This window comes from Pseudomonas sp. NBRC 111143 (assembly GCF_001320965.1).
Classification (GTDB): domain Bacteria; phylum Pseudomonadota; class Gammaproteobacteria; order Pseudomonadales; family Pseudomonadaceae; genus Aquipseudomonas; species Aquipseudomonas machongensis.
The window spans coordinates 276,446-292,735 of the sequence record NZ_BCBT01000001.1; the positions used below are offsets into that span (position 1 = coordinate 276,446).

At 66.1% G+C, this 16,290-nt stretch carries 13 protein-coding genes; 7 read left to right on the forward strand and 6 right to left on the reverse strand.

The annotated features are described in order from the left end of the window. Positions 1-48: 48 nt before the first annotated feature. Positions 49-1,119, reverse strand: a complete 1,071-nt coding sequence (locus APH44_RS01100; RefSeq protein ID WP_054890840.1) for a sigma-54-dependent Fis family transcriptional regulator — start codon at positions 1,117-1,119, stop codon at positions 49-51. Between the two features lie 440 nt (positions 1,120-1,559). Here APH44_RS01100 and APH44_RS01105 point away from each other — a divergent pair, with 440 nt between their 5' ends. From APH44_RS01105 to APH44_RS01130, 6 genes are all read left to right on the forward strand, one after another. After that, positions 1,560-2,633 carry an ABC transporter substrate-binding protein gene (locus APH44_RS01105; protein WP_054890841.1) on the forward strand — a complete coding sequence of 358 codons (1,074 nt, stop codon included), beginning with the start codon at positions 1,560-1,562 and terminating at the stop codon, positions 2,631-2,633. Positions 2,634-2,655: 22 nt separating this feature from the next. Beyond that, on the forward strand, positions 2,656-3,879 hold the full coding sequence (locus APH44_RS01110; protein WP_054890842.1) for a lipase family protein: 1,224 nt from the start codon (positions 2,656-2,658) through the stop codon (positions 3,877-3,879). 12 nt (positions 3,880-3,891) lie between these two features. Beyond that, positions 3,892-5,091 (forward strand): LLM class flavin-dependent oxidoreductase, encoded by a 1,200-nt coding sequence (locus tag APH44_RS01115; RefSeq protein ID WP_054890843.1) that lies wholly within the window; start codon positions 3,892-3,894, stop codon positions 5,089-5,091. A 4-nt stretch (positions 5,092-5,095) separates the two neighbouring features. Next, positions 5,096-6,649, forward strand: a complete 1,554-nt coding sequence (locus tag APH44_RS01120) for an ABC transporter substrate-binding protein (protein ID WP_054890844.1) — start codon at positions 5,096-5,098, stop codon at positions 6,647-6,649. 230 nt (positions 6,650-6,879) lie between these two features. After that, positions 6,880-9,432 (forward strand): TonB-dependent receptor plug domain-containing protein, encoded by a 2,553-nt coding sequence (locus APH44_RS01125; protein WP_054890845.1) that lies wholly within the window; start codon positions 6,880-6,882, stop codon positions 9,430-9,432. A gap of 30 nt (positions 9,433-9,462) precedes the next feature. Further along, on the forward strand, positions 9,463-10,551 hold the full coding sequence (locus APH44_RS01130; RefSeq protein WP_054890846.1) for an LLM class flavin-dependent oxidoreductase: 1,089 nt from the start codon (positions 9,463-9,465) through the stop codon (positions 10,549-10,551). A 69-nt stretch (positions 10,552-10,620) separates the two neighbouring features. Here the strand turns inward: APH44_RS01130 and APH44_RS01135 are convergent, their stop codons facing one another. The 5 genes from APH44_RS01135 to APH44_RS01155 are packed head-to-tail and all read right to left on the reverse strand — an operon-like array spanning position 10,621 to position 15,057. Beyond that, positions 10,621-11,376 carry an ABC transporter permease gene (locus APH44_RS01135; protein WP_054890847.1) on the reverse strand — a complete coding sequence of 252 codons (756 nt, stop codon included), beginning with the start codon at positions 11,374-11,376 and terminating at the stop codon, positions 10,621-10,623. Beyond that, a complete protein-coding gene (locus APH44_RS01140) occupies positions 11,376-12,581 on the reverse strand; it encodes an ABC transporter substrate-binding protein (protein ID WP_054890848.1) in 1,206 nt (401 codons plus the stop codon). Before APH44_RS01140 ends, APH44_RS01135 begins: the two co-directional genes overlap by 1 nt. Next, positions 12,568-13,389: an ABC transporter ATP-binding protein gene (locus APH44_RS01145; protein ID WP_054890849.1), complete on the reverse strand. Its 822-nt coding sequence runs from the start codon at positions 13,387-13,389 to the stop codon at positions 12,568-12,570. Before APH44_RS01145 ends, APH44_RS01140 begins: the two co-directional genes overlap by 14 nt. Further along, complete coding sequence (locus APH44_RS01150; RefSeq protein ID WP_054890850.1) at positions 13,386-14,450, reverse strand: acyl-CoA dehydrogenase family protein; 1,065 nt, start codon at positions 14,448-14,450, stop codon at positions 13,386-13,388. The genes APH44_RS01145 and APH44_RS01150 overlap by 4 nt, the downstream gene beginning before the upstream one ends. Positions 14,451-14,496: 46 nt before the next feature. After that, a complete protein-coding gene (locus APH44_RS01155) occupies positions 14,497-15,057 on the reverse strand; it encodes a carboxymuconolactone decarboxylase family protein (protein ID WP_054890851.1) in 561 nt (186 codons plus the stop codon). A 102-nt stretch (positions 15,058-15,159) separates the two neighbouring features. On the opposite strand from APH44_RS01155, the gene APH44_RS01160 reads away from it, so the two are divergent. Then, positions 15,160-16,074, forward strand: a complete 915-nt coding sequence (locus tag APH44_RS01160; RefSeq protein ID WP_054890852.1) for an AraC family transcriptional regulator — start codon at positions 15,160-15,162, stop codon at positions 16,072-16,074. The last annotated feature ends 216 nt before the right edge of the window (positions 16,075-16,290 follow it).

A 16,290-nucleotide genomic window follows, 5' to 3' on the forward strand; every position in this document is an offset into this window, starting at 1 on the left:
TGCGTGGGGTGCTCAGGCACCCCACGGCCCATGCCGAGCAAGCCCCGCCTACCCGGCTTTCCCCAGCTCACCGATTTTCTCCAACCGCGCCCGCACGATGTTGCGGCTGATATTGAGCAAACGCCCAGTCTGCAACTGGTTGCCATGGCAGTAGCGGTAGGCCGCGCGAAACACCGTCTCCTCGATATGCTCGTACAGGTTCGGCACGTTCTGCTCGAACAGTGCCAGCAGTGCGCTTTCCAGGCTCACCGGCGCCGCTGCCGTTACTGGCAATCCCGCCGTCACGGCCACTTCTCCCGGCAACACCGCCTGCGGGCGCATGTCCACCAGGTGCAGGTCCTGCGGTGCCACCACCTGCTGCCTGCACACCAGCAGCGCGTGATGGATGGCGTTTTCCAGCTCGCGGATGTTGCCAGGCCAGCTATGCGCCAGCAGCTTGCGCTCAGCCTCGAGACTCAGTGATGCGCGGTCATAGCCCAGGCGTCGGCAGTGCTCCTCGATGAAGAACTCGGCCAGCGGCAGGATATCCCCAGGTCGCTCGCGCAGTGGCGGCAGGCGGATGGTCGCCACGTGCAGGCGGTAGAACAGGTCCTCGCGAAAATGCCCGGCCACCACCGCGTCGGCCAGGTTGACGTTGGTCGCCGCCACCAGCCGCACATTGATCGGGATCGGCGTGCGTGAGCCCAGGCGCACTACCTCGCGCTCCTGCAGTACGCGCAGCAGCTTGACCTGCATGTTCAACGGCAGGTCACCGATTTCATCCAGAAACAGCGTGCCGCCATTGGCGGCCTCGAACCAGCCGGCCTTGTTCGAGGTGGCGCCGGTGAAGGCGCCCTTTTCGTGGCCGAACAGTTCGCTCTCGACCAGGGTTTCGGCGAAAGCGCCGCAGTTGACCGCTACGAACGGCTCACGGCCACGGCGGCTCAGGTGATGGATGTGGCGGGCAACCAGCTCCTTGCCGGTGCCGGTCTCGCCGATGATCAGGGTGTTGGCCTCGCTCGGGGCCAGGCGCTCGATGCGGCTGAGCAGCTCCTGCGAGCGTGGGTCCTTGAAGACGAGCACGGTGGCACGTACCGACTTGGTCAGCTCTCGGGCATTGGGGTGAGTGATCAGCGACATGATGCATTCCTGGCAGTTGAAGCGCGCCCTCATAGTGCACGAATAAATTTAGACCCAAAAATTATTAATAAATATTTATATATTCGAAATTTACATATTGAAAAAATCAACACCTCGATTGCTGCTGGAGCAGCAACGGGCCAGCAATGGCCTGCGCAGGGATCAGCAGCCAGGCCATCGCGAGGGCTCTGGGTCGCAGGGCTGAAGGCTTAGTGCCACCGGGGCTGGAGCGGATCCGGGCCGGTGCTGGCATGCATTTCGCTCAAGGGGAGGTAACACCCTGTTGGTGGTTGGGGCCGCTGTGCGGCCATCGCGGGGCAAGCCCGCTCCCACAGGTTCAGCGCAGGTCCTCAGAACCGCGCGGTACCTGTGGGAGCGGGCTTGCCCCGCGATGGGCTGCACCGCAGCCCCGACCGCACCACCACCTCCTGGAGCCGCATATGAACAACCCCTGGCGTCACGCCCTGGCCCTGCTCACCGGCCTGCTACTGAGCTTCTCCACCGTCGCCGCCGAAGCCCCGCCCGCCGTGCGCATCGCCATCGTCGCCTTCACCCAGGGCGGCGCGCCGGTATTCGGCGGCATCCCTGGCCGGGTCATCGAAGAGGGCTGGCTGGCACAACAACTGGCCGAGCGCGGCGTCAAGCTCGAATGGGTCGCCCTGCCCCACGCCGGCGCCGGCCCGCAGATCAACGAGGGCTTCAGCAACAACAGCCTGGACTTCGCCGTGCGCGGCGACCTGCCGACCGTGATCGCCGGTGCCGGTGGTGTGCCGGGCAAGCTGGTCGTGCCCGGTGGCAGCGGCAACAACATCTACCTCGTCGTGCCCACCGACTCGCCAGTGCGCAGCATCCAGGACCTCAAGGGCAAGCGCCTGGCCCTGCACCGTGGCCGTCCGTGGGAGTTCGCCTTCAGCAATTTCCTGCACAGCCAGGGCCTGAGCCTGGCCGACTTCAAGATCGCCAACCTCAACCCGCAGGTTGGCGCCGCCGCGGTGTCCGCCGGCAAGGTCGATGCCGCCGTGCTGCTCAACGAAGCCTATGCCCTGGAAGACAAAGGCGTGGCGCGCATTCTCTGGTCGACCAAGCAAGGCGCCAACGACTGGCGCCTGGTCTCCGACCTGTTCGGCACCGACCTGTTCGTCGAGCAGCACCCCGACCTCACCCAACTGGTCGCCACCGCCTGGGTCAAGGCCGCCTGGTGGATCTCCCAGGCAGAGAACCGCGACGCCTACTACAAGCTCTCCTCTCGCGCCGGCATCGCCGAAAGCGTGCTGCGCCGCGATGACCAGGACGACCCGGTGGCCTGGAAAGACCGCTGGGCACCGAAGACCGACGCCCAGCTCGAAGCCCATTACCAGGCCCTGGCCCGCTACGCCCTGGAGAACCGACTGATCCGCACGCCCTACGACATTCGCCACGACCTCGCCACCCACTTCACCCGCCAGGCCCTGCAAGACCTGCAGCTCACCGGCTACTGGCCTGCGGTCGCCACGCAATTGAGCAAACAACCCTGAATTTCCGAAAAGAGACCCGTCCATGAAACTGCCTGCCACCCTCGTTTTCAGCCTTAGCGCCCTGGCCTTTTCGATCAGCGCCCTGGCCGCCCCGACCTACGCCCCCAAGCCCGACCCGCAGCAAGGCGACGGCCGTGTCTCGGCGTTCTACAGCTGGAGCGAAGTGATCCCCGCCGCCCCCGGCAAGCTGCTACGCAGCGAGCCGCTGGAGCAGACGCTGAGCCTGCCCAGCGCCGCCAGCGCCCAGCGGATTCTCTACAGCTCGCTGGATGGACGCGACGGCAAGACCCCGGTCGTGGTTTCCGGGGCGCTGTTCATCCCCAAGGGCAAGGCACCCGCTGGCGGTTGGCCGGTGCTGAGCTGGGGCCACGGCACGGTCGGCGTCGCCGACATCTGCGCGCCGTCCTGGGCCGGGCGCTCCTACCGTGACGTGCAATACCTCGACCGCTGGCTCAAGGAGGGCTTCGCCATCGTCGCCACCGACTACCAAGGGTTGGGCGTGCCCGGTGGTCACCCATTGCTGAACAACCGCACCGCTGCTTACGGCATCCTCGACGCCGCGCGTGCCGTGGTGCACGGCGTGCCGGGCCTGGCCGACAAAGTGCTGATCGTCGGCCAGTCCCAGGGCGGCGCCGGGGCCTTCGCCGCAGGCGCCTATGCCGCCACCTACGCGCCGGAGCTGGGGGTCAGGGGCAGCATCGGCACCGGGGTGATCTACACCGTCGGCTCGAAGAACGTCGGTGAACAGGACAACAACAAGGTCGACCCATCCCTGGCCTATGGCTTCTACACCTTGCTCGCCGCGCAGCAGTACGACCCGAGCATCGACCCTCGCGAGCACTACACCGACAAGGCCCTGCCACTGTTCGAGCAGGCCCGCAGCAGTTGTCTGTCCTCGCTGGTCAGCGACGTGGTCGGTACCGGCCTTACCACCGCCAACTCCAAGAAGGACTACCAGGGCGACAAGCTCAAGCCATGGCTGGCGCAGGTCTCCTACCCGACGCTGAAGCTGGCGCAGCCGATCTTCATCGGCACCGGCGCCGAGGACCAGACCCCCACCGCCGCCAGCCAGGCCAAGCTGATGCAGGACGCCTGCGACGCCGGCTCCATCGTCGAAGGCCACCTGTACAAGGGCCTGGGCCACAGCGAGACCGTCAACGCCTCGCTCAAGGATTCGATCCCCTTCGCCCACAAAGTCATCAACGGCGAACCCATCACCCCGATCTGCAAACCTACAGTCCAGTAAAGGAGGCCCGGCATGAGCATCGAGTTCTTTACCCGCCTGCCACTGCATGGCGAAACCCAGTTTCTTCCCGGCGACAGCCGCAACCGCGGCGACTGGCACCCGGGCGGGCCGAGCACCGGCGCGGTATCGGGGTTCGCCGTGGGTGATCACTTCACCTACATCGACTACCTCGGCCAGGTGGCCCGCGCCGCCGAGATCAACGGCTTCGGTGGCGCGCTGATGGTCAACGCCCCCAGCGGCGAGGAACCCTGGACGGTGTGCTCGCTGCTGGCCCGCGAGACCCGGACACTGAAGTTCGTCACGGCCTTCCAGCCCTATCACTACACGCCCTGGGTCGCGGTGCAGCAGGCGGCGACCTACCAGCGAGCCACCGGCAACCGCCTGGTCTGGAACATCATCAACGGTGGCTCGGACGCGATCCAGCGCCAGGTCGGCGACTACGAAAGCCACGATGACCGTTATGCGCGCGCCACCGAGTTCATGGATGTCGTCAGGGGTTACTGGCACAACGAGCAGTTCCACTACGACGGGAAGTACTACCACGCCGACGGCGGTGGCCTGCGCGGGCCGCTGAAGAAGGCCGAGTTGCCGCTGATCTGCACCGCCGGCTCGTCGGTCGCGGCGCGTGAGTTCGCCGCCAAGCATGCCGACTTCTACCTGATGCGCGCCGAGCACCCGGACGAAATCGCCGCGCTGATCGCCGACATCCGCGCCCGCGCATTGAAGTACGGACGCAACGACATCCGCTTCGGCCTGTCGATCGATGTGATCGCCCGCGAGACCGAGACCCTGGCCCGCGCCGAGGCGCAGCGCTTCTTCGACGAAGGCATCGCCAAGGGCGCGGTCAAGGCCAGGGCCGCCCACGCTGGCCTGCGCACGGCACGCAAGCTCAGCTACGAGCAAGGCTTTACCGACAAGGGCGATACCCCCGGCATCGACGACTTCTTCATCCATCCGAATGTCTGGACCGGCTTGGGCTACATCGGCATCCCACCCGGCTGCGCCCTGGTCGGCAGCTACGAGAACGTGGTGGCGCGGATCCGCGAGTACAACGCCATCGGCGTCGACCTGTTCTTCCTCGCCGGCTACCCGCACCTGGAAGAGGCCTATCGGATCGGCGAGCACATCCTGCCGCACTTCCGTGGCGAGCGCGCCGCCCTCGCCCGCCTGCCTGAAACGCCCGTGCAACTGCACGCGGCCAACGGAGCCTGAGCCCATGACCAGGGACGGTTACCCCCTGAGCCGGCGCAGCTTCCTCGGCCATACCGGCGTGCTGGCGGGCGGGCTGCTGGTCGGTTGCGGCCCCAGCGACAGCCCGGCCACCGCTGTCGCCGACCAGCCACGCCACGGCGGGCGCCTGCGCCTGGGTATCATCGACGGCAACCAGAGCGGCAACCTCGACGCCCACAAGCCCATCGGCAGCGGCATCGTGCGAGGCTTTGCGCTGTACAGCAAACTGTGGGAATGGGACGAGCAGATGCAGCCGCGCCTGGCCCTGGCCGAGTTCGCCGAGCCCAACGCCGATGCCAGCGGCTGGACCCTGCGCCTGAAGCAGGGCCTGGAGTTCCACCATGGCAAGACCATCGATGCCGACGACCTGATCTTCTCCATCCGCCGCCTCACCGATCCGCAACTGGCCTCGCCCTATGCAGCGCTGCTGCACTGGGTCGATCGTGACCATCTGGAGAAGCTCGACGAGCGCACTGTGCGCCTGCGTTTTCGCGAAGGCCGTAGCTACCTGCCGCTGCCCGAGACCTGGGTCAATTTCGGCGGCATCGTGCCGGTGGACTACCATCCGGTCAGCAATCCAGTCGGCGCCGGGCCGTTCAAGCTCAAGAGCTTTACCCCTGGGCAACGCTCGCTGTTCACCCGTTTCGACAACTACTTCAAGCCGAACAAGCCTTACGCGGACGAGTTGGAGATCATCGACTTCAAGGATCAGACCGGGCGCCTGGCGGCCCTGCGCGCCGGGCAGATCGACATGGCCAACGTCATGTCCACCGAGCACCTGCAGGTGCTGCAGGCCGACCCGCGGCTGACCCTGCTCAAGTCGGTGAGTGGCAACTGGCTGTCGTTCGACATGAACACCGCCAAGGCGCCGTTCGACGACCCACGGGTACGCGAAGCCTTCCGCCTGCTGGCTGACCGTGAAGAGCTGGTACGCCGTGCGCTGAACGGTCAGGGTCGCGTGGCGAATGACCTGTACGCCCCCTTCGACCCAACCTTCAACAACGCCCTCGGCCCGCGGCCGCACGACCCGCAGCGGGCCGCGCAGTTGCTGCGCGAGGCAGGCTACGAACAGCTCGAGGTGGAGCTGGTGACCACACCCGGGCCGGGACTCGCCTCGGCGCTGGTACTGGCCGAGCAGGCCAAACGCATCGGCGTCACCCTCAAGGTGCGCCAGGTTGACCTGGCAACGTTCCAGGGGCCGCAGCGCGACGACTGGACCTTGAGCACCGGGGGAAGCATCGGTGCGCCGTTCCTGGCCAGCGCCATCCATACCGATGCGCCGTTTGCGGTGGCCAACAAGACCCACTTCCACGACGCGCAATTCAGCGAGGCGTTTCTCGCCGCCATGGCCCAGCCGGACCTGGAGAAGCGCAAAGTGCTGGTGCACCGCGCGCAAGAGATCCAGTACCAGCGCGGTGGGATGCTGATCTGGGGTTACGCCGACCTGCTCGACAGCGTCAGCAACCGCGTCGGCGGGGCGCAGCCGGAGCGCTCGCTGTTCAGTACCTGGCGGTTCGAAAGTTTGTGGCTCAAGTCATGATCACGCGCTGTCTGGGCCGGCCCTATCGCGGGACAAGTCGGGGCGCCGAACCGCCGCTCCCACCGATACCCCACCGATCTCCCAGACCACGGGGTACCTGTGGGAGCGGCGGTTCGGCGCCCCGACTTGTCCCGCGATAGGGCCGGCACACCCCCCACATAACCCAAAAACAACCGCAGGCGCGGCTGCGCCCCACCTCCATTCCACCCTACCCGAACGAGGCCCACTCCATGCCCCGCGCAGCCCTGCACCCTGCATTCGCCCTGCTGGCCCTGGCCAGCACCCCGTTGCTGGCCGACGACACGGTCCTGCAAACCGTCACCGTCCAGGCCGAACAACCCGACGACGACGCCCTGCCCACTCGCCCACCCTCATCGATCTACGGCGGCCTCGAAGCCAAGGTGCTCGACACCCCACGTTCGGTCACCCAGGTCAACGCCGAGCAACTGGCTCGCGACCCGATCCGCAGTGCCGACGACCTGGTCAAGTACGCCCCCGGCATCACCCGCGGCGGCGGCCAGAACGCCGGTATCGCCCCGCAGATGCGCGGCCAGAACAGCGAAGTGTTCCAGGACGGCCAGCGCGCCTATGGCGTACGCCACCCTGCCAACTTCAACGCCTATGAGGGCGCCGACATCGTGGCCGGCCCCTCCTCGGTCACCTACGGCTCGGTCAGCGGCAGCGGCGGCTACGTCAACTACCTGAGCAAGAAGCCCGACTTCGAACGTTTTCGCACCAAGCTCTCCGGCGAAATCGGCAGCTGGATCCCCGACGGCGAATCGCGCGATGCGACCAAATTCAGCATCGACAACACCGGCCCGATCAGCGACAACCTCGCCTACCGGGTCAGCATCACCCGCCAGCGCCAGGAAGACTTCTACGACAACGTCGAGAACAACTTCGACGCCTTCTACGGCGCCCTGGCCTTTCGCAACGACCATGTGCGCGTGGACTGGAACGCCGCCTACGACGATTACTACGACTACAACATCACCCACGGCTGGAACCGCGCCACCCAGGACCTGGTCGACCACGGCAAGTACTACGCCGGCCGCGCCACACCGATCATCCAGAACGGCAATACGCTGTGGTCGCCGGTGCTGTCCTCCGGTGCCAGCGACGCCCAGGTGCTGGGCTGGGTGCAACGCCAGCGCAATGCCCAAGGGCAGTATTCGGTGGTCAACGGCAGCTTCCAGGGCGCGTCGCCCAACACCCAGGCCAACCCCGGCAGCCTGCGCGGCTGGGTCTACGACCCGTCGCTGGAAGGCAACGGCCTGACCTCGCTGTCGTCGCAGACCGGCCAGCGCGCCCAGGATGAGAACCGCTCAAGACGCTTCACCACGCAACTGCGCATCGAAGGAGAGCTGACACCGTCGATTACCCTGGCCAACAGCACCTTCTACCAGCACTCCACCGACACCACCGATGCGGTAGGCGCCTTCCAGGTCCAGGGCAAGGACGACATCTTCGACAACCGCTTCGAGTTCCGTGCCCGCGGACAATGGCAGCTCGGCGGCCTGACCCTGGTCGACGACAGCAACAGCGGCCTGATCTATCGCCGCGAATCGAACCAGTCGATCGCCGCCAACAACAGCTTCGGCTCGACCATCAACGCCTACGACCTGACCCAGGACCCGCGCCTGAAAAACCCAGGCGACCTGCTCGGCCTCTCCGGTCGCAACCCCGCCGGCGGCAACGCGGCCTGGATCGGCCAGCCCGGTGTGGCGCAGTTCTCCAACCTCTACGGCTGGCTCAACCTGCCGGCCATGTACCCGGCCGGGCATGGCCTGTACGCCGAATCCATCGCGCCGTACACCGCCGACAGCACCTGGACCACCAAGACCCTGTTCAGCCAGCACAACCTGCGCCTGGGCGAACGTGCAGGCCTGAACATCGGCGCCAGCCGCAGCTGGATCGACGCACGCATCGAGAACCCCTTCGTGGTCAATGGCGCCAGCCAGCGCAAGGACGCAAACAACTACCGGTTGTTCTCGGTCCAGGTCAGTCCCTACGTCAAGCCCACCGACAACAGCACCCTGTACTACACCTTCGACCGCTCGCTGGCGGTCAACACCGGTTTCTTCACCAACGGCCTGGGCTGGGGCAGCGGCACAGGCGCCAACCAGCTCAACCCCCTGGCGTTCCAGAGCCTGAGCGTATTGCACGAGCTTGGGCTGAAGGTCGAAGCCGTGCCCGACCAGTTGTTCCTGACCCTGGCGGCCTATCGCCAGGCCCGCGACCAGGCGCCGGACAGCAACAACAACATCGCCCGGCTGATCGTCAAAGGCCTGGAAGCGACGCTGCGCTACCAGGACGAACACCTGCGCGGCGGCCTCAATCTCAGCCGCATCAGCGCCTACAACGAGTTCACCAGCCAGGCCGGCTTCGCCTCTGCCGGATTCATTCCCGACAACGGCACCGTGTTCGGCGACAACAACAGCCTCAACCAGCGCCCCTCGGGCAAGTTCGATGCCGTGCAGATCCCCGAGTACAACGCCGGGGGCTATGTGGACTATCGCTTCGACTCAGGCTTTGGCGTGGAGCTGTCCGGCTGGTGGACCAGCAGCTGGTACCTGAACCTGAGCAAGACCGTGAAGGTGCCCGACGAATACAACCTCGACCTGGCCGTGTACTACCGCCAGCCGCAGTGGGGGGTGACGCTGCGCATGCTCAACGTCACCGATGAGCTGAATTTCGTCAGCGGCCTGGCCGGCTCCACCAACACCTTCCTGCAACCCATGCCGGGCCGAACCCTGCTGGCACAGGTCGATTACCAGTTCTGACCCTCAACCCCACACCCGGGAGGCTTTGCCATGTCCATCGAATTCGTCGGTATGATCTTTCCCCGCCAGTGGTCCGAGACCCGCGGCGTACGCACGCCCGACTTCGACCTGCCGTTCATTCGTCATCATGCCCGCGCCCACGAGCACGCCGGGTTCGACCGGGTGCTGATCGCCAGCGGCCCCGGCAGCGCCGACAGCTTGCAGATCGCCGCCTACGCCGCCGCGCACACCGAGCGCCTGGGCTTCATGATCGCCCACCGACCGGCCCTCACCGCCCCGACCGTGGCGGCGCGCGCCTTCGCCACCCTCGACCACACCACCGGCGGCGGGCGTATCCGTCTGCACGCGATTACCGGGATCACCGCCGAACCCCAGGAAGGCGACACCCTGCTGGATAAGACCGAACGCTACCAGCGCACCGACGAATACCTGGAAATCGTCCGACGCACCTGGACCGCCGAGGCGCCGTTCGATTTCGAGGGGCGCTACTTCAACATCAAGGGCGCGTTCTCGCCGGTCAAGCCGCTGCAACAGCCGCACATCCCGATCTCGTTCGGCGGCTCGTCGGACATCGCCTACCAGATCGCGGTCAAGCACGCCGACCTCTACGCCCTGTGGGGCGAGCCGTTGAGTGGCGTGGCCGAGCAGATCGCCAAGCTCAAGGCGGCCGCCAGCAGCGCCGGGGTGGCGGCGCCGCGGGTAAGCCTGTCGGTACGCCTGATCCTCGGCGCCACCGAGGAGCTGGCCTGGCAGAGAGCGGAGCAGATCCTGGCGCAGATCAAGGCCAACCCACAGTTCGCCGCCGACAGCCCATGGAGCAAGCGCATCAAGGGCACCGGCTCCGAGCGCCTGCTCGCTGCTGCAGCACGTGCAGACCGGCATGATCGTGCTCTGTGGATGCCGACCGCGACCGCGGTCGGTGCCTATGGCGACACCACCGCGCTGGTCGGCACACCGGAAACGGTGGCGCAGGCCCTGCTCGACTATGTCGACCTGGGCGTGACCACCTTCCTCAACCGTGGCTACGACCCGCTGTACGACACCGTGGACTATGGACGCTGGGTGATTCCGGCGGTGCGAGAAGAAGTGCGGCGGCGCCAGGCCCGCGTCACAGGCTGACCGTCAGCGCCGCCACAGGTGGGGCGCTGCCCGGTGTGCGGCGCCCACCCTGCGGGCGCCAGCAACACCTCAGGCATGCACCCAGCGCCGATGCAGCCCGCGCGCCAGGGCATCGAGCATGAAGCCCAGCACACCGATCAGCAGCACCATCGCCATCAGCTCGGAATAGGCCAGGCGGTCACGGGTGTCGAGGATGAAGTACCCAAGGCCCGCGCTGACCCCGAGCATCTCGCACGGCACCAGCACGATCCACAGGATGCCGATCGCCAGGCGCACGCCAGTCAGCACATGGCCGATCACCCCAGGGATGATCACCTTGCACAGGGTTTCCCAGCGCGTGGCACTCAAGCTGCGCGACAACTGCAACCAGCGTGGGTCGAGCTGACGCACGCCTGCGGCGGTGTTGAGCAGGATCGGCCACAGCGCGGCGAACGCCAGGAGGAAGTAGATCGGCTGATCGCCCACCCCCATCAGCATCACCACCACCGGCATCCACGACAGCGGCGAGATCATCCGCAGGAACTGGAACGCCGGCGTGGTCGCCGCCTCCAGATGCCGGTAGCTGCCCACCAGCAAACCCAGCGGCACACCGATCAGCAGCGCCAGCAGCAGGCCGATGAGAATACGCTTGAGACTCACCCAGATGTGCCCGTAGACCTCGCCATGGCCCAGCAGCTCGACCAGGCTCTCCAGCGTCGCCTGGGGCGAGAAACGCGCCGACAGGCCGTCGGCCTCGCCGAACACCTGCACCCCCGCCCACCACAACAGCAACAGCACCGCCAGCCCGGCAAGGCCCAGGGCGCCATGTACGACATGCTTGCGCATCAGACCGCGAACTCCTCGCTACGCTCGAAGTTGTCGGCGATGCCGAACACCGACGGGCCACCCACGGCGGCGATGGCGTTGCGCACGAAGCGGTCGTCCACCAGGTCGCGCGCGGTATGCGCAGGGTCCAGCCCGGCGAGGAAGCCGCTCTCGCCCTCGATCAGGGTGTGCTTCAAGCGCTTGACCAGCTCCTCGGTGTAGCTGGGGAACGGGTACGGCTGGAAGTCGATGCGCTTTTCGTCCCACTGCTGGTGCTGGATCGCACCGCTGGCGATGTAGCCGGCGCGGTCTTCGGCCGAAGGCGCCAGGACCTTGGTCAGCACCGCAGGCTCGTGCGGGGTGTATTTGTTGGGACCGGCCTTGGACAGCAGCGCGGCGGCCTCGGCGCGGTGATCGCGGGTCCATTGCTGCGCCTTGACGATGGCGTTGACCACCTTCTGCGACCACTCCGGGCGATTGTTCAGGTCATGCTCGTGCATGAACACCACACAGCATGCATGGTTGCGCCAGACATCGCCGGTGAAGCGCTGCACGCGCCCGACCTTGAGATTCTCGGCCAGGGCATTGAAGGGTTCGGCGACGATGTAGCCGGCGATGCGCTTGCTGGCGAGCGCTGGCGGCATGTCCGAAGGCGGCAGTACCAGCAGGTTGACCTCGTTGGCCGCCAGTTGCGCGGTGGCAGGCTTGGACACAGGCTTCAGGCCGTTGTCACTGAGCATCTGTTGCAGCACCACGTTGTGGATCGAGTACCAGAACGGAATGGCGACGGTCTTGCCACCGAGCTGTTTCATGTCGGTGATGTCCGGCGCAACGGTCAGGCCCGAGCCACCGACGTGGTTCCAGGCCACGACCTTGGCCGGCACCTTGCTGCCATAGCGGGCCCAGACCGTCATCGGTGACAGCAGGTGAATCACGTTGACCTGCCCGGAGATGAACGCTTCGATCACCTGCGCCCAGCTGCGCAGCAGCACCGGACGCTCGGCCTTGATGCCTTCGGCCTCGAACAGGCCATTGTTGTGCGCCACCAGCAAGGGCGTGGCGTCGGTGATCGGCAGGTAGCCGATGCGTACCGGCGCGTCCGGCTCGGCGGCAGCGCGCGCCTGCAGGCTCGACAGCATCGGCAAGGCGCCGGCGGCGGTGAGCATGGCGCTGAGCTTGATGAAATCGCGACGCGACGTGGAAGAGCAGCAATCATCCATGCACATGGGCAGGCTCCGACGACAGGGGGGAAGAAGATGTTGAGGTGGGGCGGCTCGCCTGCCGTAGGGTTTTCAGAATCTCGATGCGCAGCGCGCCCAGCTCCTCGACCCGCTGCGCGCGCGGCTGCGGCAGGTCGATGTGCCATTGCCCGAGGGTGCGCGCCGGGTGGTTGCCCAGTAGCAGCACGCGATCGGACAACAGCAGGGCTTCGTCGATATCGTGGGTGATCAGCACCGCCGCGGTGTTGTGGGTAGCGATCAGTTGCAGCAGCAGTTGCTGCATGTCGGCGCGGGTCACTTCATCGAGAGCACCGAAGGGCTCGTCCAGCAGCAGCACTTCGGGCTGGCGCGCCAGGCAACGGGCCAGTGCCGTGCGCTGGGCCATGCCGCCCGACAGCTGCGCCGGGTACTGGCTGCGCGCATGGTTCAGGCCCACTGCCTCGATGGCGTGGTCGATCCGGGCACGACGCTCGGCCGCCGCCAGCGCAGGCTGACGGGCGAAGTCCAGGCCAAAGGCAACGTTCTTTTCAAGGCTCAGCCAGGGCAGCAGGCTTGGATCCTGGAAGGCAACGGCCAGACGCGGGTGCGGCCCCTGCAGGGGCTCGCCGTGCAGTGACACCGCACCGCCACCAGGCTGCTGCAGACCGGCCAGCACGCGGAGCAGGCTGGACTTGCCGACACCGCTGGGGCCGAGGATGGTCACCACTTCGCCCGGCGACAGCTTGAGGTCGAACTGTTCCAGCACCGCCTGCCAGCCGCCCTCGCGGGGGTAGCCCAGGCTGATGGCGCGGGCTTCGAGCAACACGTCGGTCATACGTTCGCCGCCTGGCGTTGCAGTTCGGCGCGCAGTTGCACCAGGCTCGGCGTGACGATCGGCACGAAGGCCGACTCGCGCCAACGCCGGGCGAAGCCTTCGCCATAGGCAGTGAGATAAGCCTTGCCGCCGCTGGCCTGAAGCTCCATCTGCACCGCATCGGCGGCGCTTTCGGCCAGGGTGATGCGCAGCTTGAACAGTGCCGCGGGCTGGTTGAGGAAACGCCCGTCGAGCAGGCCCTGCTTGAGCTCGCCGACGGTATTCTCCAGGCGCTCGCGCAACACCTGTTCCGCTTCGGCGAGGAACGAACCGCGCCCTTGCAGGTGTTCGCGCACTTCATCCAGGGCGCGACGGGTCAGGCCGATGGACATGCCGCACTGCAGCGCCAGGAATGCCGGCCGCACCCGAGGCAGGAACTCGCGGGCGTTCTCGTGCAGCAGCCAGGTCCGGTCCAGGGCGACCTGGTGGAACGCCAGCGCGGCGGTGCTGCTCGACTGCAGGCCCATCAGTTGCAGGTCGTCGGAACGCTCAAGGCCCTGACTGCTGGACGGGATCGCCATCACGAAAGGTGCCTGGCCCGCTTCAGCCTCGATCGCCGCCGCTACCACGAAGCCACTCTTGCGCAGGTTGGTCACCCAGTGCAGGCGGCCTTCAAGGGTCCAGCCCTCGCCCTCGGTACGCGCCTGCACTTGCAGGGCCTCGATACCGGAGAGGAACTTCATGGCATTGGACAAGCCGGTGGCGCCGGCCAGTTCGCCGGTCAGCAGGTCTGGCAGCAACCGCTCGCGCAAGGCCTGGTTGGGGCTGTGCAGCAGGTATTCGATGAAGGCCCGCTGTCCCCAGCAGACGAAGGCCGAGGCCAGCGAGCGGCTGGCGATGGCGGCGATGGCCTCTACGGCGTCGGTGACGTCACCGCCCGAGCCGCCAAGTGCCGGATCGACGCCAACCCGCAGCAACTGCGACTCGGCGATATGGGCCAGCACCAGGTGCGGGTCGCACTGGCCCTGGTCGATTGCCTCGGCATTGGCATCCAGCCATTGTCGAAATGCAGAATCAAGCATGTCCCTACTCCTTTGAAAACGCCGGCGCGCCGGCACCAGGCGTGGATTACGCCGAAGGCTGCCAGCGGTACTTGCTCAACTCGTCGTTGAGCGGCGTCTGGGCGAACACATTAGCAAAGTTGCACAGGGTTGCTAGACTCACGCCCAGAATCACTTCCAGGGCATTGCCTTCGCTGAAACCTGCATCGCGGAAGGCCTGGTAGGTGGCATCGCTGACATTGCCGCGGGTGGCGATGACTTCACGGGCGAACTCGGCCAGGGTTTCGTAGCGCGCATCAGGCAGCTCGCCACGCGCACGCAGGGCATCGACCACCTCCTGCGGCAGCTTGGCCTTGTTCAGGGCCACGGCGGTGTGACCGGCAACGCAGAAGTCGCAGCCGTGCTGGGTGGCGGCGATCAGTTGCACCACTTCACGCTCGGCCAGGGTCAGTTCGGACTTGCCGTTGAGGGCCGAAACCGTGACGTAGGTTTCCAGGGCCGCCGGGGCGTTGGCGAGAATGCCCAGCAGGTTGGGGATGAAGCCAGAATTCTTCTGGGCGTTTTCAAGGAAGGGACGTGCCGCTTCCGGGGCGCTCTGCAGAGTGTGTAGAGTAATGCGCGAGGACATGGAGTAGTCTCCTTTGATGTGTGTCCATACAGTCTGTTGGTTATAAGAAATAGCATCCATATTCATCAGTCGCCTTTCCTTGCTCCTGAGTCTTTGCATTAGATGATTTCGTCCTGGCACCTTGTCGATTGGTTATTAGAGGGCCTGGAGCTCGACGCCAGCCTCTTTCACGTCGGGCGCTACTGCGGCGGCTGGCACGCCAGCACCCATGGCATGGGCCGGGCCAGCTTTCACCTGGTGGTTCAGGGACACTGCTGGCTGCACATCGACGGGCAACCGGAGCCGATCCGCCTGGACAGCGGTGATGCGGTGTTTCTGCTGCGCGACCTGGCCTACAGGCTCTCCAGCGACGCCGACCCCGTCGATGCCTGCGCCCAGCCGCGGCGCACCATGCAGGCGCTGGACCTCGACGCAGGGGACGGCGTGGGCCTGGTGTGCGGGTTCTTCCAGTTCCAGTCGGGGCTGTCGTCGCTGATCGTCGAAGGGCTGGCCGACTGGATCCTGCTGCGGGCCAACGATCCGGCCGGCAGCGCCGCGCGAGCGCTGTTCGAGCTGATCCTGGAAGAGTGCCGCCGCCAGCCGACACCGTCGCAGACGTTGCTCGAACGCCTGACCCACCTGCTGTTCCTCTATGTGCTGCGCCAGCAGGCAAATGGCGGCCAATCGCTGGGCGGGCTGATCGCCCTCGCCCGCCAGCCGGCCTTTGCCGGCCTGCTCGAACGCCTGATCGAAGACCCGGGCCAGAGCTGGTCGCTGGAGAGCATGGCGGCCTGCACCGGACTTTCGCGTTCGGCGTTCTTCAAGCGTTTCAACGAACTCGCCGGGCAGTCGCCGGGCCAGGTGCTGCTGGCCTTGCGCATGCGCCATGCCTGCCAGTTGCTGCGTGCAGGAAATACCGTGGAACAGGTCGGCGCCCGGGCGGGCTATCAATCCGTGGCGGCCTTCACCCGGGCATTCGCAAAAGCGATCGGCATGCAACCGGGTGCCTACCGCAAGCAACACGAACTCAAACGCTGATTCCACGTTGCGCGACCTAGCGCATGCGACGTTGGTCGAATGCGCAAGCAATGCCGTTTGCCTTCATTTGGCTACTTTTAGTCGCAATTTTCCTGAGAATTCCCGGAAATACGCTGTTAGGCGCCTGCGACAATCCGTCACCCAATGAAATGTACTAACTTGTTAATTAGCTTGCTAAGGGCTTAGACTTCACGCATTCCACCTGCGAGAACCCTG